Below are 19,901 nucleotides of genomic sequence, written 5' to 3'. Positions count from 1 at the left end.
CCGTGCAACGGCAACCGGTCACGCGTCGTGTCGAGTGAGCGTCGCCGTCCGCTATCGATCGCTGTCCGGCGTATGGCAGAAGCGCGGGCCGTGGCCTTCGATGAGGTCGCGATGCTCGGCGATCGCTTCGGCGCAATGCCGCATGAACGCGAGAACCCGTTCGGATCTGCGGATATCCGGATGAGTCAGCACCCATAGCTCGTCGGAAACCGAAGGCTCGACGGGGCTGATGCGGACGAGCTTCTCCGAGACGTCGCCGTGCATGCACGGCAGGAACCCGATCCCGATTCCCGCGGCGATGGCCGCCGCGACGCCTGCCACGGAATCGCTCCGGTAGACGATGTTTTCCCGCCGGACATGATCGTCGACGAACCGGAACGCGCGGAGCCCCGACAGGCCTTCTCCGTACGAGATCCAGTGTCGCCGGTAGAGTGCGTCGACGTCGAGCGTCGAGCCGACGTAGTCGATCCTGCGCCCGTAGATGGCCCATGCGACGTTCGCGATCTTGCGGCCGGCGAGGTTCTCGGGCGGCGCGATGGTGGCCCGAAATGCGATGTCGGAATCGCCGCGCGCGAGATTCAACGACCTGTTGCCGACGATCACATCGACGTGCACGCCCGGATTGCGCACCCGGAAATCGGCGATGACGGGGGTCAGGAAGTCCAGCAGCAACGCATCGCTGGTGGTGATCCGCAACTCGCCTTCATGACCCTGCGCGCGCCCCGACACGCGGAGCGCGACGCCGACGATCTCTTTCTCCATGCGCTCGGCCAGCGCGATCACACTGGCGCCCGAAGCCGTCGGCAGGTAACCGCCCCTGCGGCGATCGAACAGCACCGAATCCAGCGTCCGCTCGACGGCGGCCAGCCGACGCGACAGGGTCGAGTGGTTCAAGCCGAGTGAGTTCGCCGCGGCGACGAGGGTGCCGTTTTCGCCGATGGCCTTGACGATGCGCAGGTCGTCCCATGAAAGGGCGCGCAGAAAATCGCTCATGATGTTCCTTGGATGCTGTGAGCGAGCGAGCGAGCCGGCGGTGCGGGGCGTGGTGTTGCGCGGGTCGTTTCCCGTGCCCGGATGCACGCGGGTCTCGCTCGGCGCGGTAGTGTAGAGCAAGATGAGCGAACCAGTGAGGCTCGTCGTCGACGATGTCGGTGGCAATCCGACATCGCTTCCGACGATTTCGTAGCGCATTGACGCACCGGCATTCAGAAGATCAGGAATCCGATTTGAGAGGCGATGGGCCGGAAGTTGGCGCATCGCAACATGAGACGTTCGACGCGCGCACATCGAATATTTCATTTTCCTGACGAATCGACGCGCGATCCTCTACTTGCTCGCGTGAAATTGCCGTGCTAATTTTTCATGAAATTGATTGGCGAAAATTTCACGGGAGCCCGCATGTTCGTGCAGTCCGACCGTCACGTCGCAAGCTACTACGCCGGCACCTACCCGGCGCCGATCCCGCCGCGCCTGGAACTGGATGAACGCATCGATGCCGATGTGCTGGTCGTCGGCGCGGGCTTCAGCGGGTTGCACACGGCGTTGCGCCTCGCGCTCGCGGGCAAGCGCGTGGTCGTGCTCGAAGCGAGCCGCGTCGCGTGGGCTGCATCTGGCCGCAACGGCGGACAGGCGCTGCTCGGCTGGTCGTGCGACATGCAGCCGCTCGAGGATTCGCTCGGCCGCGACGGCGCGCGCGTGCTGTGGGACAGCATGCGCTGGGCCGCGGCCGAAGTGCGCGAACTGCCTGCACGTCATGGCTTCGACATCGACTACCGGCCCGGCAGCCTGTGGGCCGCGGTGCGGCCGCGCCGCGTCGCGATGCTCGCGCAGGCCCGCGACGAAGCGGCGCAGCGCTGGGGCTATGACCGGCTGCGCGTGATCGGGCAGGATGAGATGCCGGAATGGATCGGCAGCGCGCGCTATCTCGCCGCGCTCTACGATCCCGAGGCTGGCCATCTGAATCCGCTGAAACTCGCGCTCGGTCTCGCGCAGGCGATCGAACGGGCCGGCGGCCGCATTTTCGAGCAAAGCCGCGTGCTCGACTGCCGCGAGACGGCCGTCGGCCACGTCGCCCGCACCGCGCACGGCGAAGTGCGCGCGGACGTGCTGGTGCTCGCATGCAACGCGTACGTCGACCGGCTCGATCCCGAGCTGTCGCGCCGGCTGCTGCCGGTCGGCACCTACCAGGTCGCGACCGCGCCGCTTGCGCCGGACGTCGGACGCTCGCTGCTGCCGCGGAACAGCTGCGTGATCGACAACCAGTTCGTGCCCGACTACTTTCGCCTGAGCCCCGACAACCGCCTGCTGTTCGGCGGCGGCTGCACGTATCTCGGCGGCATACCTGCCGACATCGCGGCGGTGACGCGCCCGCACCTCGAACGCGTGTTTCCGCAACTGAGCGGCGTGCCGCTCGACTACGCGTGGGGCGGCCACATCGACATCAGCATGCGACGCACGCCGGACATCGGCCGCCGCGGCCAGCGTTTCTGGCTGCAGGGCTTCTCGGGGCACGGCGTGCTGCCGACGCTCGCCGGCGCGCGCGCGGTCGCCGATGCCGTGCTCGGCGACGAGCGCCTGCTCGCGCAGTACCAGCGCATCCGCAACCCGCGCTTCCCCGGCGGCGACCGCATGGCCGCGCCGCTCGAAGCGATCGGCAAGGCCTGGTACCGTTTGCGCGATACCGTCTGACGCACCGGAATTCATCATGAACGAACAGGAAGAGATAGAAAGTCTGGCGATCCTGATCCGCGACCTGCGCAAGCATCGCAAGGTCACGCTCAACGATCTCGCGGAACGGATCGGCCGCTCGGTCGGCTTTCTGTCGCAGGTCGAACGCGGGCTGTCGCGCCCGACGGTCGCCGACCTGACCGCGATCGGCGAGGCGCTCGGCGTGCCGACCACGTATTTCTACAGCCTGAGCAAGCCGCGCAGCGTGCCGTGGGTCACGCGGCCCGACGAGCGGCGCACCGTGTATTACGCGGCCGGCATCACGGACATCCTCGTGTCGCCGAACATGCGTTCGCGCTTCTCGATCCTCGAGAGCCATCTCGCGCCCGGCGCGAGCAGCGGCGAGCGCTCCGTCGACGACAGCGACGAGCAGGGCGGCTTCGTGCTCGAAGGCGAGCTGACGATCTGGATCGACGGCGATGACACGCCCGTCACGCTCGGCCCGAACGACGCGTTCCAGTTGCCCGCGCACCAGCGGTTTCGTTACGCGAACCTGGGCGATGCGCCGACGCGCGTGATCTGGGTGTTCACCTGAGTTGTCGGCGGGGCGGCCTGACGGGCCGTCGCGCCGTGTTGCCGGTTTGCAGTAGTGATCGACATCGGGCATGTGACGTGCCGCATGCCGATGAGTCCGGTTCGCCGCGACGCGGCACCGCCATACAAGACATGGAAAGGATGAGACATGGCTGACGTCGTTCCCGTGCTGGTCGATGAGGTCCGCGCATTCCGGCAGGCGCATCCCGAGATCCGCTATGTCGACCTGATCTGTCTCGACCTGCCGGGCCACTTCTACGGCAAGCGCTATCCGATCGATGCGCTCGAGAAGGTCGCGTCCGGCTCGCTGCTGAAGCTGCCGCAGAATTGCGTGCTGCTCGGCACGCAGGGCGGCCTCTACAAGATCGGCGATTACTGTTTCAACGACGGCGACCCCGACGCGCCGCGTCGCCTGATTCCCGGCACGCTGAAGCCGGTGCGCTGGGAGTGGCAACCGCTCGCGCAGATGCTGATCAGCTCCGACGGCACCGATGCGCCGATCGAGTTCGAGCCGCGCGAGGTGCTTGCGCGCGTGCTGCGCCGGTTCGCGGCGCGCGGCATCCGGCCGGTCGTCGCGTTCGAGCTCGAGTTCTACCTGTTCGCCGCGCAGCTCGCGGACGGGATGCCGCAGTATCCGCGCGACCGCCTGAGCGACGACCGCGATGATCAGCCGAACATGCACATCGAACGGTTGTCACGGTTTTCCGACGTGCTGCACGAGATGGTCGAGGCCGCGTGCGAGCAGGGAGTGGACGCGACGGTGATCACGGCCGAGCTCGGGCCCGGCCAGTTCGAGATCAATTTCGGCCATACCGACGATGCGCTGCGTGCGGCCGACTGGTCGGCACTGTTCTGCCGCAGCACGCGCGGCGTCGCGTTGCAGCACGGCTATCGCGCGAGCTTCATGGGCAAGCCGTACCTGCATGCGCCGGGCAGCGGGATGCACGTGCACGTGAGCCTGTACGACGACGCGGGCCGCAACCTGCTCGCCGCGGACGGGCAGCGGCCGCTGCGGCATGCGGTGGCCGGCTGCCTCGCGCTGCTGCCGCACTGCATGCCGGTGTTCGCGCCGAATCACAACGCGTTTCGCCGCTACGGATCGATGGTGAACGCGGCGAGCCGCGCAAGCTGGGGCTTCGAGGATCGCGACGCATGCATCCGGATTCCGGAATCGGATGCGCGCAATCTGCGCATCGAGCATCGGCTCGCGAGCGCGGACGCGAACCCGTACCTGGTGCTCGCGGCGATCCTGACCGGGATGGAGCACGGGCTCGATGCGCGGATCGAGCCGATCGCGCCGCTCAACGACGATCGCGGCAGCGGGATCGATTTTCCGAAGGAGATGCTGTCGGCCGTCGCGGCGATGCAGGATCACGCGGCGGTACGTGAAGGGCTCGGCAGTGAGTTTGTGATGGTGTATTGCGAGAACAAGCGGCAGGAGGAGCTGGATTTTCGCAACGAGATCGGCGCGCGGGAGTATCGGTGGTTTCTGTGATGGTGCGGCACCGGGAGGGCTATTCGCGATGCGTCGCGCGGTTCGTCCGTGCCTTTCCGGACCCATGTATTGCATCACGGAAGGTGCCGCGCCGCGAGGCGACTCACGGTACGGCACCCGAACAGCGCTTACTCGCCGAGCTTCGCCGTCACGCACCCCGTGCTCGAGCATTCGCGCTCGCGTTCGCGCAGGAACGACAGGCGCGATTGCGTCGCGTCGATCGCGCACTGGAGGTTCACGAGATAGCCGTCGTCGCGCGTTTCGCTGCAGCGGTCGTCGCGCTGCTTCATCCACGCAAGCTGGCCCGTCTTCAGTTTCGCCTGCTGGTCGCCGCTCAGTTGCTTGCGCACGCGGCCGTACTCGTCGTTCAGTTCGCGGTCGAGCTGCGAGAACTCGTTGCTGCTGCAGTACACCTGATCGAACGCGCTGCGCGGCTTCCCGCAACCGGCCGCCTGCGCGGCGAACGGAACGGCAAGCGCGAGCAGTGCGCAGGATGCGAGCAGATTCTTCTTCTTCATGGTAGTGCTCCTCACTGGGTGAAAACCGTTTGAACCGACCGGCGCCAGCCTTTACCTGGCCGCCGTACACGCATCGATCCCGCCCGCGATCGCGGTAGCGAGACGCTGGATCGTCTCGCGCTGCGCGAGACGCTTTTCCTCGTCGGGATTGACGATCACGCCGGCCTCGACCAGCACGGCCGGAATCGGCGCGGTGCGCAGCACGACGAGATCGTCGAAGCGATGGATGCCGAGCTGCGGATCGATCAGCGGGCGGTTCTCGCCCTTGATCGGCTGCGCGTGATACAGCGACGGCCGTTCGCCGGCCGCGACCAGCCGCTCGGCGATCGACTTCGCGCAACGCAGGCTTTCCGCGTAGTGCGGATTGCGCTCCGACACGAACACGGCGAAACCGCGGAATTCGCGTTGCCGGCCCGCGTCGATGAACTGCTGCTGCATCGAATCGTGATGGATCGACACGAACAGGTTCGCGTCGGGCGCTTGCGTCGAACGCTGGTCGAGCGTGATTTCGCGGCCGTCGGCCGCCGTGCGCAGCACGCGATCGCCATGCGCGACGAGCCGCTCGGAGACGGCCGTGGACAGGTCGAGGTTGTACCGGTATTCGACGCGGCCGCTCGCGCCGGTTGCACCAGGATGGGCCGGCGTATGGCCGGTGTCGACGACGATGTAGCGGCCGGAGGCGGGCGGCGCGTCGGGGCTTGCGGCATCGGCCGCATGCAGCGCCAGTGGCGTGCCCAGCAGCGGAGCGCACGCGAGCAGGCGCGCGGCGGCGCGCGCGAACGGGCGAAGGCGTCGAACGGTTCGGTGTGTCATTGTTGTTGTCGAGGAGGGCATACGGCGCCGCGAATGGCGCGGCACCGCCGGCCTGCTCAATGCAGTCGGAATGTCGCGCGATTATAGCGGTTGCCGGCGGCGCCGCAATGACGGAATGCACGCCGCCGCATGCGCCGCAAACCGGCGCTCAGGCGAGCACGCGTCGCGCCGCGAGCATGCCCCAGTACGACGCTTCCTCGAACAGCGACAGCCCGGACAGGTCCGCATGCGCGAACACGACGGGGCCGTCGGCCTCGCGCAACGCGAGCAGCCCCGGCCGGCTCAGGAAGCCGACGTCGGGCGTTGCCATCGCATGACCGCGCACGGTGATCTCGAGCGCGCTCGCATGCTTCCACAGCTCGCGTCCGTACACGGCCTGCAGGTCGATTGCCGCCTGCTCGCGCAGCGCATCGGGCTTCGCCTGCGCGAGCCAGCGACGCGTGTCGTCCGGCGCGCGTGTGCTCAATGCCTGGTACGCGGAGAACACGGAGCGCGTCGGTGGCGACATCCGGATCAGCTGGTGCGTCGACACGACATAGCCGAGCCCCGCGCCGTCATAGACGACGTTGTCCCATGCGAGCGGCACGCCGGCTTGCTCGGCCGGCATCCCGTCGAGCAGGAAGTTGGATACGAGCCACGGTGCGCGCGGCGGCAGGTCGCGCGCGGGATCGAAACCGTACGCGTAAAGCTGCGCAAACACGCGCGCCGCGACGAACAGCGGCATCGCGCTGACGACGCGCCGCGCCTTCAGCGTGAAGGTCGACAGCGTACCGTCGCTGGCGATGCGCGCGCACAGCACGTCCACACCGCCCGCGCGTTCGGTCGCGCGAACGGCGAAGCCATCCCGCGACCATGCGTTCGAACCGGTGCGCGCGGTGATCGAATCGCTCAGCTTCGTCACCATCGCATGCAGCCCGTCGGGCCAGGTCAGCACCGCGCCGTCGCTCGCATTGCGCGCATGGCCGCCGCGCGACGAGAAATAGTGCAGGCCGGCCCACGCGGACACATGCTCGTAGCCCGCGCCGTAGTCGTCGCGGCAGCAGTAGTTCAGGTACCAGTGCAGCGCGGTCGCGGTGTAACCCTCGTCGAGCAGCCACTGCTTGAACGAGCGCCGGTCGAGTGCGCGCCAGTGCGGGTCGCGCGACGATTCCGCGATCGGGATGCAGAACACCTTGCGGCCGTCCGCGCCGCGCGCGGTGCGCAGACCGTCCGTGTACGCGAAGAAGCGCGTTTGCTGCGCGAGCGCGTCGGTATCGAGGCCGGTCGCCGGCACGATGCCGTCCTGCCACTCGCCGCGGATGAACAGCCGTTCGTCGGGCGCATGCACGAGCACGCGCTCGTCGTACACGGGTTGCACGGAGAACGGCGCCGACTCGATCACGCCGAGATCGGCGAGCATGTCGCGCAGGTGCGCGGATTCGAGCGACGGCAGCGGCAGGTAGTGCGCGCCCTTCGGATAGCCGAGCCCGCCGAAGCGGCCGCCGGCCGCATTGCCGCCGAATTCGGGGCCCGCGAGCACGGTGAAGTGCTTGTGGCCCGCGCGCGCGAGTTGCCACGCGCACGACAGACCGGCGGCCCCCGCGCCGAGGATCGCGACGTCGGTTTCGATCGTGCCGGACGGTGGCGGCAGCGCCGCGTGGTCGCGCAGCGCATGGCCTTCGCGCATGCCGGGGTAGCCGACGCGCGGCGTCGTCTCGATCCAGCCGGTGCGGCCGCACGCGGCGAGCGACGCGGCCGCGGACGTGACGAGGAACGTGCGGCGATCCATCAGCGCAGCACGTGCTTCCAGTCGTCGTCGAAGCGGCGCACGAGCGGCTGGTCGTTGAGTTCGTTCGGCGACATCGGCAGCGCCGGCATGTCGGCCGGGAAGTGGAACATCTCGGCGGCCGTCTGCACGTCGAGCCAGCGCGTCGGCACCGAGTAATGCGTCGGCACGGTGAAGTCGCGGCGCTTGCCGGCGATCACGAACCCCCAGTCGCCGAACGACGGCACGTAGCAGTGGTACGGCCACGTGTTGAGCCCGGCTTCGTGCAGCGTCGCGATGATGGTCCAGTACGCGTGCGGCGCGAAATACGGCGACGTCGACTGGATCACCGCATAGCCGTTCTCCGACAGGTGGCGCGCGAGCAGCCGGAACACCGGCACCGAATACAGCCGGCCGAGCCCGAAGTTGGTCGGATCGGGGAAGTCGACGACGATCGCGTCGTACACGTCGGCGTTCGATTCGAGCCAGCGCACCGCGTCGGCGTTGATCACGTGCACGCGCGGGTCCTTCAGAGAGCCCTGGTTCAGCTTCACGAGCGGTGCCGAGGTCGAGAACAGCTTCGTCATCGCGGGGTCGAGATCGATGAGCGTGATCTGTTTGAGGTTGCGGTGCTTGAGCAGCTCGCGCACCGCGAGGCCGTCGCCGCCGCCGAGCACGAGCACGCGCTTCGCCCACGGCAGCGCCTCGATCGTCGGATGGATCAGCGCCTCGTGATAGCGATGCTCGTCGCGCGACGAGAACTGCAGGTTACCGTTCAGGTACAGCCGCATGTCGTCGTGCCACTGCGTGAGCACGATGCGCTGGTATGGCGTCGTTTCCGAATAGATCGTCTCGTCGCCGTACACGCCGTGCTCGGCCCAGTGCGTGATGCGGTCCGACAGCGCGAAGCCGGCGACGAGCAGCCCGATCACGAGCGACGCGCGCATCAGCTTGCCGCGCACGTTGCGGATCTCGTCGCGGAACAGGTGCGTGGTCCACAGCGCGACGAAGGCGTTCAGGAGCCCGAACAGGAAGCTCGTGCGCAGCAGGCCGAGACGCGGCGCGAGCACCAGCGGGAAGATCAGCGACACGGCAAGCGAGCCGAGATAGTCGAAGGTCAGCACCTCGCTGACGGTATGGCGGAACGCCTGGCGGCGCTGCTGGAACGCGCGCATCACGAGCGGGATTTCCATCCCGATCAGCAGGCCGAGTGCGAGCACGAGCGCGTAGAGCGCCGCACGGAACGGCGCGGCGAGCCACGCGAACACCGCGAACAGCAGCGCGGCCGACACGCCGCCGAGCAGGCCGACGAGCAGCTCGATGTCGACGAAGCGGTCGAGCACGTCGTCGTCCTCGACGAACTTCGCGAGCCACGAGCCGATCCCCATCGCGAACAGGTAGCAGCCGATCACCGACGAGAACTGCAGGATCGAATCGCCGAGCAGGTAGCTCGACAGTGCGCTGCTGATCAGTTCGTAGCCGAGCCCGCACGACGCGAGCACGAGGATCGACAGGACGAGCGCGCGCTTATGCAGCATGGCGCGTCCGTTGTGCAGTGTTCGGCAATGTGGATATACTGGCGCGGATTTTCGAGCGGCGGCCCTGCGTGGGCCGACCGGCGACGGGGCGGCGAACCGAGCACAAAATCCGAGGAAAAGAATGAATAGTGCCTATCTTTATGCGGTTCATTTACTGTCGGCGTTCGTGCTGCTTTTCGTGTTCGCGGCAGTGTACCTGAAGGTCACCCCGTTCGACGAACTGGCACTGATCCGCGACGGCAACGCGGCCGCGACGCTGTCGTTCGGCGGCGCGCTGATCGGGTTCTGCCTGACGCTCGCCTCCAGCATCGCGCACAACTCGACGCTCGGCGAAGTCATGCTGTGGGCCGTCGGCGCGATGGCCGTGCAGCTTGTCACCTATGCGGTGCTGACCCGCCTGATTCCCGGCATGAACCATGCGATCGAGGATCGCAACGTCGCGATGGGCGGCCTGATGGGCGCCGCGTCGCTCGTCGTCGGCATCATCAATGCCGCCTGCCTGACCTGACGCGCCACGCGCTCGAGGAGATCGACATGAGTCTGGGTTCGTTTATCCGCAAGCAGTTCATCGACGTCCTGCAATGGACGGAGGACACCGACGGCGTGCTGGCCTGGCGCTATCCGATGGAAGACCAGGAGATCCAGTACGGCGGCCAGCTGACCGTGCGCGAAACGCAGGTCGCGATCTTCGTCAACGAAGGCAAGGTCGCCGACGTGTTCCAGCCTGGGCTGTACAAGCTGGAAACGCGCACGCTGCCGGTGCTCACGTACCTGAAGAACTGGGATAAGTTCTTTCAATCGCCTTTCAAGTCGGACGTCTACTTCTTCAGCACGCGGCTGCAGCTCGGCCGGCGCTGGGGCACCGCGCAGCCGGTGACGATCCGCGATCGCGAATTCGGCTTCGTGCAGCTGCGCGCGTTCGGCATCTACTCGTATCGGATCGTCGATGCGGCCGCGTTCCACCGCGAGGTGAGCGGCACGCGTGCGCAGTACACGGTCGACGATCTCGAACAGCAGTTGCGCAACCTGGTCGTCACCGCGATGAGCACGACGTTCGGCTCGGCCGACGTGCCGTTCGTCGACATGGCCGCGAACCAGACGCTGCTGTCGCAACGCGTCGCCGAGGCGCTGGTGCCGGTGTTCACGCGCTACGGCCTCGCGCTCGATGCGTTCGCGGTCGAAAGCGTGTCGCTGCCGGCCGAGCTGCAGAAGGCGCTCGACCTGCGGATCGGCGCGGGGATGGCCGGCGATCTCGCCCGCGCGACGCAATACCAGACCGCTCAGGCGATCCCGCTTGCCGCGCAGAACCCGGGCGGCATCGCGGGTGTCGGCGCGGGGCTCGCGGCTGGCGCTGCGATCGGGCAGGCGATGGCCGGCCAGATCGCGGGCGCCGCGCAGCCGGCACCGCCCGCACCTCCGGCGCCCGTCGCGGCACCGGTCGCCGCTGCGCAACCTGCCGCACCGGCGGAAGCGACCGATTACGTGCAGCGCCTCGAACAGCTGAAGGCCCTGCTCGACAAGGGCCTCGTGACCGAAGACGAATATTCGCGCGCGAAGGCGGAAATCCTCGCGAAGCTCACCCGGTAAGCGTCGCGCATGTTCAGTACTTCGTGCCCCCAGTGCGGCGCGCCGGTCGAGTTTCGCTCGGCGGCGGCCGTGATGGCCGTCTGCGCGTTCTGCCGCAGCACGCTGCTCAAGCGCGGCGCCGACGTCGAACGCATCGGCGAGCTGGCCACGGTGCTCGACGACGCGTCGCCGATCCAGATCGGCACGGCCGGACGCTACGGCAAGCGCACGTTCACCGTGCTCGGGCGCATCCAGATGACCTACGACGCCGGCGCGTGGAGCGAATGGTATGTCGTGTTCGACGACGGCACGTTCGGCTGGCTGTCGGATGCGTCGGGGCAGTATGCGATCACGGTGCGCGAGCCCGACGATGCGTCAGGCGGCACCTGGCCCGCGTTCGGCACGCTCGAACCCGGCATGCGGATCGATCATGGCGGCCGCGCGTATCTCGTGTCGGACGTGCGCACCGCGCGCTGCACGGGCGGCGACGGCGAGCTGCCGTTTCGCGTCGATGCCGGCTGGGAGGCGCGCGTCGTCGACCTGCGCACCGGCAACGCGTTCGCGACGTACGACTATTCCGACGCCGAAGCGAACGGCGGGAGCCCGGCCGTCTATACGGGCGAAGCGCTGGAGTTCGATGCGCTTGCGTTCACCGGCCTGCGCGATACCGAGAACGATACGCGCGAGAAGCGCGGTGCGGAGATGGTGCCGTTTGCGTGCCCGAGCTGTGGCGCGTCGCTGTCGTATGCGCCGAACGTGGCCGACTACGTGGTGTGCGGCACTTGTCACGCGGGCGTGCAATGCACGGCCGAGCAGCAGACCGTGTTCGCCGCGCAGCGCAAGCTCGATGCGGTGAAGGGCGCGCTGGAGCTCGGCGCGATCGGCACGTTCGACGGCGTGAAGTACACGGTGATCGGGATGATGCGCTGCCGCGTGCCGGGCGACGACGAGACGTGGGACGAATACCTGCTGCTGAACCCGAAGCGCGGGTTCCTGTGGCTCGTGCAGAGCGAAGGGCGCTGGGAGCGCGTGCAGGTGCTCGATCACTGGCCGACGATCGGCGTCGAGTCCGACGTGACCGACGGCGGCAAGACTTATCGACTGCGCGAGGCATACGACTCGGAGGTTGTCTACGTGGTCGGTGCGTTCAACTGGCGCGTGCAGGTCGGCGACCGCACGTCGATCGTCGACTACGGTTGGCAGAAGGACAAGCTCACGCGCGAGCGCAGCGCGGCGGAAATCGTCTGGTCGCGTGCACGGCCGTTGTCGGCCAGCGCGCTGGCCGAGCGCTTCGGCACGCCTGCGCTTGCAGCGGCAGCGGTTGCGCCCGCAACGGGTTCCGCCGGGAAGTCGACGGGCCTGTTCGGCGCGAAGCACCCGCACAGCTTCGCGCCGCTGCCGTTCGTGTTCAGCGCGATCCTCGTGATTCTCAACATGGGTTCGCTGTTCTCGTTCAGCGGCCGCTCCGTCTACGTGCTGGTCGGCCTGCTCGTGCTGTGGCTGCCTGAATGGCTGTGGAAGAGCTTCGCATCGGACGGGGGCAACGCGTGATGCGCTATATCCTCTACGGCATCTACGGGCTGATCGTCGTTACGCTGTTCAGCTGCGCGTCGATCGGCGGCAGCGGTTCGGGCGGCAGCGGCTGGGGCAGTTCGTCGGCGCGCAGCGGCTACTCGTCGTACGGGTCGCACAAATGACGGCACGCGACAGCGTCGCGGCGCCGCGCGCGACGCTCGGCTCGCACGTGCTGGCCGATCTCGCCGGCATCGACGCGGCGCTGCTGCGCGATGCCGCGCGGCTCGAGACGATGCTCACCGACGCCGCGCAGCAGGCCGGCGCGCGCGTGATCGGCGCGCATTTCCATCATTTCGGCGGCGAGCATGGCGTGACGGGTGTCGTGCTGCTGGCGGAATCGCACATCACGATTCATACGTGGCCCGAACACGGCTTCGCGGCTGTCGACGCATTCATGTGCGGCGCCGCACGCGCGGCCGATGCGGTCGATGCAATCGCCGCCGCGCTCGGCACGCATGCGCAGGTCCGGCAGCAGGTGGCGCGCGGCGTCGCGTGAGCGACGCTCAGTGCGGCAACGCTTCGGCTTCGGCCCAGCGCTTGAACGAGTCGAGACGCCGGCGTGTCTGCACGAGATAGAACGCGCCGATCAGCGGTTCGAGCAGCCAGCGCAGCCACGCCGGCTGCGCGCGGAAGTGATACGTGAACTTCACTTCGGTCGTGCCCGGCGTGCGCTCGGTGAAGTTCCAACTGCCGCTGAAGCGCTCGAGCACCTTCGGCCCGTCGACCATTTCGACGGCCGCGACCTGCGGTGGACGGTACGAGATGTACCGCGACACCATCGTCGCGCCCGACTGGCTGCGGCAGAACGCGTCGACGCCGACGTCGGCCGTCATCCCGTCGGGCAGATAGGCGTCGGCGAGGAAGCTGTCCCACACGAGCCGCCGCGCGTAGTCCTGCGACCACGTGAAGAGGCGTCTGCGATCGACGCCGACGATCCGGCTGACAGAGATCCTCATGATGGCGGGCGCAACGGCGCGGATTGGAATGAAATCGAGTGTAACCCGCCTGCGCCGCGCAATTCTTCAGACTTCGTCAAGTCGAGCCGGTGCTCGATTGACCTTCTCCGGGAATTCCCCTACGATCGATTCCATACCTTCGGGAAAGACCCGAAGCGTTTCAATCTCTTGAGGGAGCCTCATGAGTACGCAACAGAACCGGCGCTTCGACGCGCTCGTTTTCATTGGTCGTTTCCAGCCTCCGCATCGTGGTCACCTGAACGTGCTGAAGTCGGCACTGAGCCGGGCCGAACGCGTGTGCGTGCTGATCGGCTCGACCGACAAGCCCCGCACCATCAAGGATCCGTTCTCGTTCGACGAGCGCTGCCAGATGCTGGCTTCGCTGCTCGATGCGTCCGAGCGCGAGCGCGTGACGATCGCGCCGGTGCAGGATTCGACGTACAACGACGGCGACTGGGTGCGCTGGGTGCAGGATGCCGTGGCCGCCGCGCTCGGCGACGTCGCGCAGCGCAAGGTCGGGCTGATCGGCCACGAGAAGGACGCCACCTCGTATTACCTGCGGATGTTCCCGCAATGGGAGCTTGTCGACGTCGATGCGACCGAGGACATTTCCGCGACCGAAATCCGCGACCAGTATTTCGCTGAACGCACCAACAGCTTCGTGCAATGGGCGGTGCCGGAACCCGTGTTCGGCTGGCTCGAGCGTTTTCGCACGCAGCCGGAATTCGCGCAGCTGAAGGCCGAAGCCGAATTCATTGCGGGCTATCGCAAGGCATGGTCGGCCGCACCGTATCCGGTCACGTTCGTGACGGTTGACGCGGTGGTCGTGCACTCGGGCCATATCCTGCTCGTGCGCCGACGCAGCGAACCGGGCCGCGGCCTGTGGGCGCTGCCGGGCGGGTTCGTCGAGCAGGACGAACGGCTCGATGCTGCGTGCATTCGCGAACTGCGCGAGGAGACCGGCCTGAAGCTGCCGGAGCCCGTGCTGCGCGGCTCGATCAAGGATCGCCAGGTGTTCGATCATCCGACGCGCTCGCTGCGCGGCCGCACGATCACGCACGCGTGCCTGTTCAACTTCCCGACGGGCGAATTGCCGCGCGTGAAGGGCAGCGACGACGCCGACAAGGCGCGCTGGGTGCCGCTCAACGAATTCGCGCAGATGCGCAACGTGATGTTCGAGGATCACTTCGAGATCGCGTATCACTTCCTGGGGAAACTGTGATCCGCTGATTCCCCGGATTCCGGTCCGCTGCGACAGACGCGGCGGCACTTCAACGGCCTAGAGGAGCTCTAGCCATGCAAAACGATCTCGGCGGCTTTGCCGCGGTTCTCGCCAATCCGATCCTCAACACGGATTCGTACAAGGCTTCCCACTTCCTGCAATATCCGCCCGACGCGCAGGCGATGTTCTCGTACGTCGAATCGCGCGGCGGCCGCTACGACCGCACGCTGTTCTTCGGCCTGCAGATGCTGCTGAAGGAATATCTGTGCCGGCCAGTCACGCACGCGATGATCGACGACGCGCGCGATTTCTTCGCGGCGCACGGCGAGCCGTTCAACGAGGACGGGTGGCGTCATGTCGTCGAGCGCTACGACGGCTATCTGCCCGTGAAGATCCGCGCGGTGCCCGAAGGTTCGGTCGTGCCCGTGCACAACGTGCTGATGACCGTCGAATGCGACGACCCGAAGGTATTCTGGCTCGCGTCGTATCTGGAGACGATGCTGTTGCGCGTGTGGTATCCGGTGACGGTCGCGACGCGCAGCTGGCACCTGCGGCAGACGATCCGCCGCTTTCTCGAGAGGACCGACGACGATCTCGCGCAGTTGCCGTTCAAGCTGCACGACTTCGGCGCGCGCGGCGTGTCGAGCGCGGAGTCGGCCGCGATCGGCGGCGCGGCGCACCTCGTCAGCTTCATGGGTTCGGACACGGTGCTCGGCGTGCTGGCCGCGAACCGCTTCTATCGCGAGCCGATGGCCGCGTATTCGGTGCCGGCGGCCGAGCACAGCACGATCACGTCGTGGGGGCGCGCGCGTGAAGCCGACGCATACCGGAACATGATCGCCCGCTTCGGGCTGCCTGGGGCGATCGTTTCAGTCGTGTCGGACTCCTACGATCTGTTCGCCGCACTTGAAATGTGGGGTGGGCCGCTGCGCCAGGCAGTGATCGATTCGGGCGCGACGCTCGTCGTGCGCCCCGACTCTGGCGACCCGGTGACGATCGTGCTGCAGACTGTGCGCGCACTCGATGCATCGTTCGGCTCGACCGTGAACGGCAAGGGGCGGTGCGTGCTGAACCGCGTGCGCGTGATTCAGGGCGACGGCGTCGACGAGCGGTCGATCGAAGCGATCCTCATCGCGCTCGACGACGCGGGCTATGCGGCCGGCAACGTCGTGTTCGGGATGGGCGGCGCGTTGCTGCAGCAGGTGAACCGCGATACGCAGCGCTTCGCGATGAAGTGCTCGGCGATCCGGCGCGACGGCGTGTGGCACGACGTTCGCAAGGATCCGGTCACCGATCAGGGCAAGCGCTCGAAGAAGGGGCGGCTGACGTTGCTGCGCAATCGGCGCACGGGCGAGTACCGGACGGCGACGCTGCCGGTCGCGTGGGACGATCGTGTGCTCGAAGGCGAGTGGGACGATGCGCTCGAAACAGTGTTCGACATGGGACGGATGCTGGTCGATACGACGTTCGCCGAGGTGCGGGCGAGGGCGCACGCCGGCGAGGCGTAGGCCGGGGCCGGCGGGCGATGCGGTGGAGGTTCGCGTCGCCCTTGCGACAGGGGCGTTCGGCTGCGATGCCGTTGCGCCGCTCAGCCGGCAGTCCCGTTTCAAAGCCCGGTGCGCGTGCGCATCGCATCCGCGACCGCGTCGCGTACGCAGGTCGCCGCGATTTCCGACGCGCGGGTCCGCGCCGCACGCGCGAGTCGGGCGATCACCAGCGGCTGGATCACGGTCGACTCCCGGATCGGGCATTCAACGACGAGCGGCGAGCGCGTGACCGCCGGGCTTTGCGTGATCAGCAGCGACACGCCGAGCCCGCTTGCGACCATCGCGCGTACGAGTTCGATCGACACCGCGCGATAGCGGACATTCGGCGACAGGCCACATTGCCAGAACGGCGCCATCAGGAAGTCGCGGCTATGCGGCAGGTCGATCAGGATGAACGGCTGAGAGGCGAGATCGCGCAATGAAATCGCACGCTTGCGCTTGGCAAGTACCGACCCGGCCGGCACGAGCGCATAGGGCCGCAATTCGGCGAGACACTCGCGCTCGATGTCTTCGGGCAAGCCGACGTCGTACATCAGTGCGAAGTCGATCTGCTGCTTGTGCAGTGCCATGTCGAGCTGCGCGAGATCACCTTCGACGAAGCGGATCTCGAGGCGTGGATGACGCTGCTGCGCGAGCTCGAGCACGCGCGGCAAATAGACCGGCGCGATCGTGCTGAAGATGCCGATCTGCACGACGCCGCCCGGCTCGTCGCCGACATCGTCCGTCGCGAACGCCGACGCCGATGCAAGCAACTGACGTGCCTCGGCCAGCTTGCGCTCGCCGAAATGCGTGAGCGTCATCCGCGTGCCCGCGCCGCGCGTGAACAGTGGATCGTCGAACAGCGCTTCGAGTTCGCGGATCGCCACCGATATCGACGGTTGCGACACGTTGAGCCGGAGCGCGGCCGCGGTCGTGCTGCCCGCTTCCGCGGCCGCGACGAAATAGCGAAGCAGTCTCAGCGACAGAGCCATGTCGGACCTACCCATATGAAAATCTTATAGGTGTTAATTTATTCCGATATTTTATCTGATTGCCTCGCTCGAACAGAATCACCGCATCGGCCGACTCGGCCCGACCTTCAGGAGAAAGATGCCGTGACTATGTCCAGGCTGCCGCTCGACGGCATACGCGTGATCGACTTTTCCCGGGTGCTGGCGGGGCCGCTGTGTTCGGCACTGCTCGGTGACCTCGGCGCCGACGTGATCAAGATCGAGCCGCCCGCCGGCGACGACTACCGCGCAATCGGCCCGTTCGCGAACGGCGAGAGCGGGCTGTTCGGCGCGATGAATCGCAACAAGCGCAGTGTCGTGATCGACATGAAGACGGCTGACGGACGGGCGCTTGCGCAATCGCTGTGCGCGGATGCGGATGTCGTCGTCGAGAATTTCCGCCCCGGCGTGGCCGATCGGCTCGGGATCGGCTACGCGGCACTGTCGGCGCGCAACCCGGCGCTGGTCTATGCGAGCGTATCGGGCTTCGGGCAGACCGGCCCCGAATCGAGCCGGCCGGCGTACGACATCATCCTGCAGGCGATGTGCGGGCTGATGGACGCGACCGGCGCGCCGGATGGTGAGCCGACGCTCGTCGGTGATTCCGTATCCGACGTGGTCAGCGGGATATTTGCATCATGGGGCGTGCTTGCCGCGCTCGTCGCACGCGATCGTACTGGTCAGGGTACGCACGTCGATGTGTCGATGTTCGATGCGACGATGAGCCTGACCGCTGCGCTCGTCGCGCGTTACGCGACCACCGGCGTGGCGCCGCGGCGTGTCGGCAACCGCCATCCGACTTCCGCGCCGTTCGGCGCCTATCGTGCGGCGGACGGACATTTCGTCGTCGCGGTACTCAACAACAAACTGTTCGGCCTGCTTGCCGACACGATCGGCCATCCGACGCTGGTCGACGATGTGCGTTTCGCGTCCGACACATTGCGTTGCGAACACGAGGCGGCATTGCGTGCGTGCATCGAGCAGTGGAGCGCGACGCGTTCGGTCGACGAGGTCAACGAGATGCTTGGCGCGGCGGGCATTCCGGTCGCGCCGATCCGGAACATCCAGGAAGCGCTCGAAAGCGAACAGGCGCGCACGCGACGCCTGCTCGTCGATACGGTCGCGGCCGACGGCTCGCCGATCCGGTTGCCTGCCCAGCCGCTGAAATTTTCCGCCTATCCCGACACTCGTACGACGCGTGCACCCCAGCTCGGCGAGCATACGCGCGCGGTGCTTGGACGGGTGCTTGGTCTCGACGATGCGGCTATCTCCGCACTCGTGAAGGCCGGCGTCGTTCACGCGGCAGCCGAAACGGTCGTCACCGGCGCTGCCGAGTCTGCACGACAAACCGAAACCCATCAGGAGATGAACGATGCTTAAACGACTGGGCGTCGGCGACACCGACCTCGAAATCGCCGACGCGATCCGCCGCTTCGCGCAAGCCGAACTCGCACCGTACGCCGCGCAAGTCGATCGTGACGAAACGTCGACGACACGCTATATGCCGGCGCTGGCCGAGCTCGGCGTGATGGGGATGAACCTGCCGGAGCGCTGGGGCGGAATTGGCGCGTCACCTGCCGCGATCATCCTGTCGCTGGCCGAGATCGCGAGCGCGTGCGCGGCGACCTCGTCGATGATCGGCGCCCACTATCTGGCGACCGACTCCGTGCTGATCGGTGGCGACGACACGTTGCGTGCCCGCTATCTGCCGGATGCCGCGAGCGGCGCGAAGCTGGGCGCATTCGCGCTGACCGAACCGCAGGCCGGCTCCAATCCGGCCGGCATGACGACGCAGGCCGTCCGCGACGGCGACCACTATCGCATTCGTGGCGTCAAGCATTTCATCTCGAATGCCGATGCCGCCCAATTCATCGTCGTCTATGCGAAAACCGCACCGGAACTCGGTACGCGCGGAATCAGCGCATTCATCGTCGATCGCGATACGCCCGGCGTGTCGGTGTCGTCACCGGAAAAGCTGATGGGCATTCACGGCGCACCCGCGCACGAGGTTGCGTTCGACTGCAGGGTGCCGGCGTCGAACCGGCTCGGCGACGAGGGGGGCGGTTTCCGCACGGCGATGAAGGTGTTGGACAACAGCCGTCTCGATGTCGCGGCGACGAGCCTCGGTATTGCCGAGGCGGCACTTGGCGATGCGATCGACTGGGCGAAGCAGCGTCACGTCGGCGGCGAGCCGCTCGCGCACAAGCAGGGGCTGCAATGGCGCTTCGCCGACATGAAGACGCAACTCGAGGCTGCATGGCTGCTGACGCTGCAGGCCGCGGCGCGGCGTGCAGCCGGCGAGCCGTTTACGGACATGGCGTCGATGGCGAAGCTGTATGCGTCGGAGATGGTGGCGTTCGTGACCGATGCTGCATTGCAGATTCATGGCGGGTACGGCTTCACGCGCGAAATGCGGATCGAGCGACTGGTGCGGGACGCACGCATCCTGCGGATCTACGAAGGATCGTCGGAGATCCAGCGCACGGTGATTGCCCGCACGATGCTTGCGTGACGGAAAATGCAACCGAACAAGGAGACGAATGATGAAGATGCTGGTGGCAGTGAAAAGAGTGGTCGATTACAACGTGAAGGTCCGCGTGAAGTCGGACAACACGGGTGTCGACATCGCGAACGTGAAGATGTCGATGAACCCGTTCGACGAAATTGCGGTGGAAGA

Annotated in this window: 19 protein-coding genes and 1 pseudogene; 13 read left to right on the top strand and 7 right to left on the bottom strand. The window is 67.0% G+C overall.

All coding sequences use genetic code 11. From position 1 onward, the window contains the following. Window positions 1-51: 51 nt before the first annotated feature. The gene (locus tag DIE15_RS25900; RefSeq protein WP_221624181.1) at window positions 52-1,191 is read right to left on the bottom strand and encodes a LysR family transcriptional regulator; all 1,140 of its coding nucleotides are present in this window, start codon (window positions 1,189-1,191) and stop codon (window positions 52-54) included. Window positions 1,192-1,398: 207 nt separating this feature from the next. Between DIE15_RS25900 and DIE15_RS25895 the strand changes: the two genes are divergently transcribed. The 3 genes from DIE15_RS25895 to DIE15_RS25885 all read left to right on the top strand — a co-directional run bounded on the left by DIE15_RS25895 (window position 1,399) and on the right by DIE15_RS25885 (window position 4,756). Beyond that, window positions 1,399-2,688: an FAD-binding oxidoreductase gene (locus DIE15_RS25895; RefSeq protein ID WP_124834685.1), complete on the top strand. Its 1,290-nt coding sequence runs from the start codon at window positions 1,399-1,401 to the stop codon at window positions 2,686-2,688. Window positions 2,689-2,704: 16 nt separating this feature from the next. Then, entirely contained in the window at window positions 2,705-3,262 is a 558-nt protein-coding gene (locus tag DIE15_RS25890) for a helix-turn-helix domain-containing protein (RefSeq protein ID WP_124501348.1), read from the top strand. A gap of 147 nt (window positions 3,263-3,409) precedes the next feature. Further along, the gene (locus tag DIE15_RS25885) at window positions 3,410-4,756 is read left to right on the top strand and encodes a glutamine synthetase family protein (protein ID WP_124834684.1); all 1,347 of its coding nucleotides are present in this window, start codon (window positions 3,410-3,412) and stop codon (window positions 4,754-4,756) included. A 128-nt stretch (window positions 4,757-4,884) separates the two neighbouring features. On the opposite strand, the gene DIE15_RS25880 is transcribed toward DIE15_RS25885, so the two are convergent. The 4 genes from DIE15_RS25880 to DIE15_RS25865 form a co-directional block, all read right to left on the bottom strand. Beyond that, complete coding sequence (locus DIE15_RS25880) at window positions 4,885-5,274, bottom strand: lysozyme inhibitor LprI family protein (RefSeq protein WP_057929421.1); 390 nt, start codon at window positions 5,272-5,274, stop codon at window positions 4,885-4,887. A 51-nt stretch (window positions 5,275-5,325) separates the two neighbouring features. Further along, window positions 5,326-6,087, bottom strand: coding sequence for an N-acetylmuramoyl-L-alanine amidase (locus tag DIE15_RS25875; RefSeq protein WP_057929420.1), 762 nt, complete (start codon window positions 6,085-6,087; stop codon window positions 5,326-5,328). 148 nt (window positions 6,088-6,235) lie between these two features. Further along, window positions 6,236-7,855, bottom strand: a complete 1,620-nt coding sequence (locus DIE15_RS25870; RefSeq protein WP_057929419.1) for an NAD(P)/FAD-dependent oxidoreductase — start codon at window positions 7,853-7,855, stop codon at window positions 6,236-6,238. Continuing rightward, entirely contained in the window at window positions 7,855-9,369 is a 1,515-nt protein-coding gene (locus DIE15_RS25865; RefSeq protein ID WP_124834683.1) for a polyamine aminopropyltransferase, read from the bottom strand. The genes DIE15_RS25870 and DIE15_RS25865 overlap by 1 nt, the downstream gene beginning before the upstream one ends. Window positions 9,370-9,490: 121 nt before the next feature. On the opposite strand from DIE15_RS25865, the gene DIE15_RS25860 reads away from it, so the two are divergent. From DIE15_RS25860 to speD, 5 genes are read left to right on the top strand one after another with little or no spacing between them, the layout of a single operon-like run. Next, window positions 9,491-9,877, top strand: coding sequence for a DUF350 domain-containing protein (locus DIE15_RS25860; RefSeq protein WP_057929417.1), 387 nt, complete (start codon window positions 9,491-9,493; stop codon window positions 9,875-9,877). A 26-nt stretch (window positions 9,878-9,903) separates the two neighbouring features. Continuing rightward, window positions 9,904-10,956: an SPFH domain-containing protein gene (locus DIE15_RS25855; protein ID WP_057929416.1), complete on the top strand. Its 1,053-nt coding sequence runs from the start codon at window positions 9,904-9,906 to the stop codon at window positions 10,954-10,956. Between the two features lie 9 nt (window positions 10,957-10,965). After that, window positions 10,966-12,486 (top strand): DUF4178 domain-containing protein, encoded by a 1,521-nt coding sequence (locus tag DIE15_RS25850; protein ID WP_057929415.1) that lies wholly within the window; start codon window positions 10,966-10,968, stop codon window positions 12,484-12,486. Further along, window positions 12,486-12,632 carry a hypothetical protein gene (locus DIE15_RS37160; RefSeq protein WP_162840577.1) on the top strand — a complete coding sequence of 49 codons (147 nt, stop codon included), beginning with the start codon at window positions 12,486-12,488 and terminating at the stop codon, window positions 12,630-12,632. The genes DIE15_RS25850 and DIE15_RS37160 overlap by 1 nt, the downstream gene beginning before the upstream one ends. Then, entirely contained in the window at window positions 12,629-13,006 is a 378-nt protein-coding gene (gene speD / locus DIE15_RS25845; protein WP_057929414.1) for an adenosylmethionine decarboxylase, read from the top strand. Before DIE15_RS37160 ends, speD begins: the two co-directional genes overlap by 4 nt. Window positions 13,007-13,013: 7 nt before the next feature. On the opposite strand, the gene DIE15_RS25840 is transcribed toward speD, so the two are convergent. Continuing rightward, a complete protein-coding gene (locus DIE15_RS25840; RefSeq protein WP_057929413.1) occupies window positions 13,014-13,466 on the bottom strand; it encodes a type II toxin-antitoxin system RatA family toxin in 453 nt (150 codons plus the stop codon). Between the two features lie 181 nt (window positions 13,467-13,647). On the opposite strand from DIE15_RS25840, the gene DIE15_RS25835 reads away from it, so the two are divergent. Together DIE15_RS25835 and DIE15_RS25830 are read left to right on the top strand one after the other, a co-directional pair. Beyond that, entirely contained in the window at window positions 13,648-14,688 is a 1,041-nt protein-coding gene (locus DIE15_RS25835) for a bifunctional nicotinamide-nucleotide adenylyltransferase/Nudix hydroxylase (RefSeq protein ID WP_057929412.1), read from the top strand. A gap of 74 nt (window positions 14,689-14,762) precedes the next feature. Continuing rightward, the gene (locus DIE15_RS25830) at window positions 14,763-16,196 is read left to right on the top strand and encodes a nicotinate phosphoribosyltransferase (RefSeq protein WP_124834682.1); all 1,434 of its coding nucleotides are present in this window, start codon (window positions 14,763-14,765) and stop codon (window positions 16,194-16,196) included. A gap of 98 nt (window positions 16,197-16,294) precedes the next feature. Here DIE15_RS25830 and DIE15_RS25825 read toward each other — a convergent pair whose 3' ends face one another. Further along, on the bottom strand, window positions 16,295-17,206 hold the full coding sequence (locus DIE15_RS25825) for a LysR family transcriptional regulator (protein ID WP_057929409.1): 912 nt from the start codon (window positions 17,204-17,206) through the stop codon (window positions 16,295-16,297). A gap of 129 nt (window positions 17,207-17,335) precedes the next feature. Here DIE15_RS25825 and DIE15_RS25820 point away from each other — a divergent pair, with 129 nt between their 5' ends. From DIE15_RS25820 to DIE15_RS25810, 3 genes and pseudogenes are all read left to right on the top strand, one after another. Next, window positions 17,336-18,604, top strand: a complete 1,269-nt coding sequence (locus tag DIE15_RS25820; RefSeq protein WP_409364316.1) for a CaiB/BaiF CoA transferase family protein — start codon at window positions 17,336-17,338, stop codon at window positions 18,602-18,604. Further along, complete coding sequence (locus DIE15_RS25815) at window positions 18,597-19,736, top strand: acyl-CoA dehydrogenase family protein (protein ID WP_124834680.1); 1,140 nt, start codon at window positions 18,597-18,599, stop codon at window positions 19,734-19,736. The genes DIE15_RS25820 and DIE15_RS25815 overlap by 8 nt, the downstream gene beginning before the upstream one ends. A gap of 31 nt (window positions 19,737-19,767) precedes the next feature. Further along, window positions 19,768-19,901, top strand: a pseudogene (locus tag DIE15_RS25810) (electron transfer flavoprotein subunit beta/FixA family protein); the annotation flags it as partial.

The organism is Burkholderia sp. Bp9031, assembly GCF_003857965.1.
Classification (GTDB): domain Bacteria; phylum Pseudomonadota; class Gammaproteobacteria; order Burkholderiales; family Burkholderiaceae; genus Burkholderia; species Burkholderia ambifaria_A.
Note: the sequence above shows the minus strand (reverse complement) of the source record. Positions and strands in the feature narration are given on the sequence as shown.

What these genes read in the sequence shown, in the direction of transcription:
- DIE15_RS25900 (WP_221624181.1), bottom strand. Translation starts at nt 1,191, where the DNA reads ATGCGCTACGAAATCGTCGGAAGCGATGTCGGATTGCCACCGACATCG.
- DIE15_RS25895 (WP_124834685.1), top strand. Translation starts at nt 1,399, where the DNA reads ATGTTCGTGCAGTCCGACCGTCACGTCGCAAGCTACTACGCCGGCACC.
- DIE15_RS25890 (WP_124501348.1), top strand. Translation starts at nt 2,705, where the DNA reads ATGAACGAACAGGAAGAGATAGAAAGTCTGGCGATCCTGATCCGCGAC.
- DIE15_RS25885 (WP_124834684.1), top strand. Translation starts at nt 3,410, where the DNA reads ATGGCTGACGTCGTTCCCGTGCTGGTCGATGAGGTCCGCGCATTCCGG.
- DIE15_RS25880 (WP_057929421.1), bottom strand. Translation starts at nt 5,274, where the DNA reads ATGAAGAAGAAGAATCTGCTCGCATCCTGCGCACTGCTCGCGCTTGCC.
- DIE15_RS25875 (WP_057929420.1), bottom strand. Translation starts at nt 6,087, where the DNA reads ATGACACACCGAACCGTTCGACGCCTTCGCCCGTTCGCGCGCGCCGCC.
- DIE15_RS25870 (WP_057929419.1), bottom strand. Translation starts at nt 7,855, where the DNA reads ATGGATCGCCGCACGTTCCTCGTCACGTCCGCGGCCGCGTCGCTCGCC.
- DIE15_RS25865 (WP_124834683.1), bottom strand. Translation starts at nt 9,369, where the DNA reads ATGCTGCATAAGCGCGCGCTCGTCCTGTCGATCCTCGTGCTCGCGTCG.
- DIE15_RS25860 (WP_057929417.1), top strand. Translation starts at nt 9,491, where the DNA reads ATGAATAGTGCCTATCTTTATGCGGTTCATTTACTGTCGGCGTTCGTG.
- DIE15_RS25855 (WP_057929416.1), top strand. Translation starts at nt 9,904, where the DNA reads ATGAGTCTGGGTTCGTTTATCCGCAAGCAGTTCATCGACGTCCTGCAA.
- DIE15_RS25850 (WP_057929415.1), top strand. Translation starts at nt 10,966, where the DNA reads ATGTTCAGTACTTCGTGCCCCCAGTGCGGCGCGCCGGTCGAGTTTCGC.
- DIE15_RS37160 (WP_162840577.1), top strand. Translation starts at nt 12,486, where the DNA reads ATGCGCTATATCCTCTACGGCATCTACGGGCTGATCGTCGTTACGCTG.
- speD (WP_057929414.1), top strand. Translation starts at nt 12,629, where the DNA reads ATGACGGCACGCGACAGCGTCGCGGCGCCGCGCGCGACGCTCGGCTCG.
- DIE15_RS25840 (WP_057929413.1), bottom strand. Translation starts at nt 13,466, where the DNA reads ATGAGGATCTCTGTCAGCCGGATCGTCGGCGTCGATCGCAGACGCCTC.
- DIE15_RS25835 (WP_057929412.1), top strand. Translation starts at nt 13,648, where the DNA reads ATGAGTACGCAACAGAACCGGCGCTTCGACGCGCTCGTTTTCATTGGT.
- DIE15_RS25830 (WP_124834682.1), top strand. Translation starts at nt 14,763, where the DNA reads ATGCAAAACGATCTCGGCGGCTTTGCCGCGGTTCTCGCCAATCCGATC.
- DIE15_RS25825 (WP_057929409.1), bottom strand. Translation starts at nt 17,206, where the DNA reads ATGGCTCTGTCGCTGAGACTGCTTCGCTATTTCGTCGCGGCCGCGGAA.
- DIE15_RS25820 (WP_409364316.1), top strand. Translation starts at nt 17,336, where the DNA reads ATGTCCAGGCTGCCGCTCGACGGCATACGCGTGATCGACTTTTCCCGG.
- DIE15_RS25815 (WP_124834680.1), top strand. Translation starts at nt 18,597, where the DNA reads ATGCTTAAACGACTGGGCGTCGGCGACACCGACCTCGAAATCGCCGAC.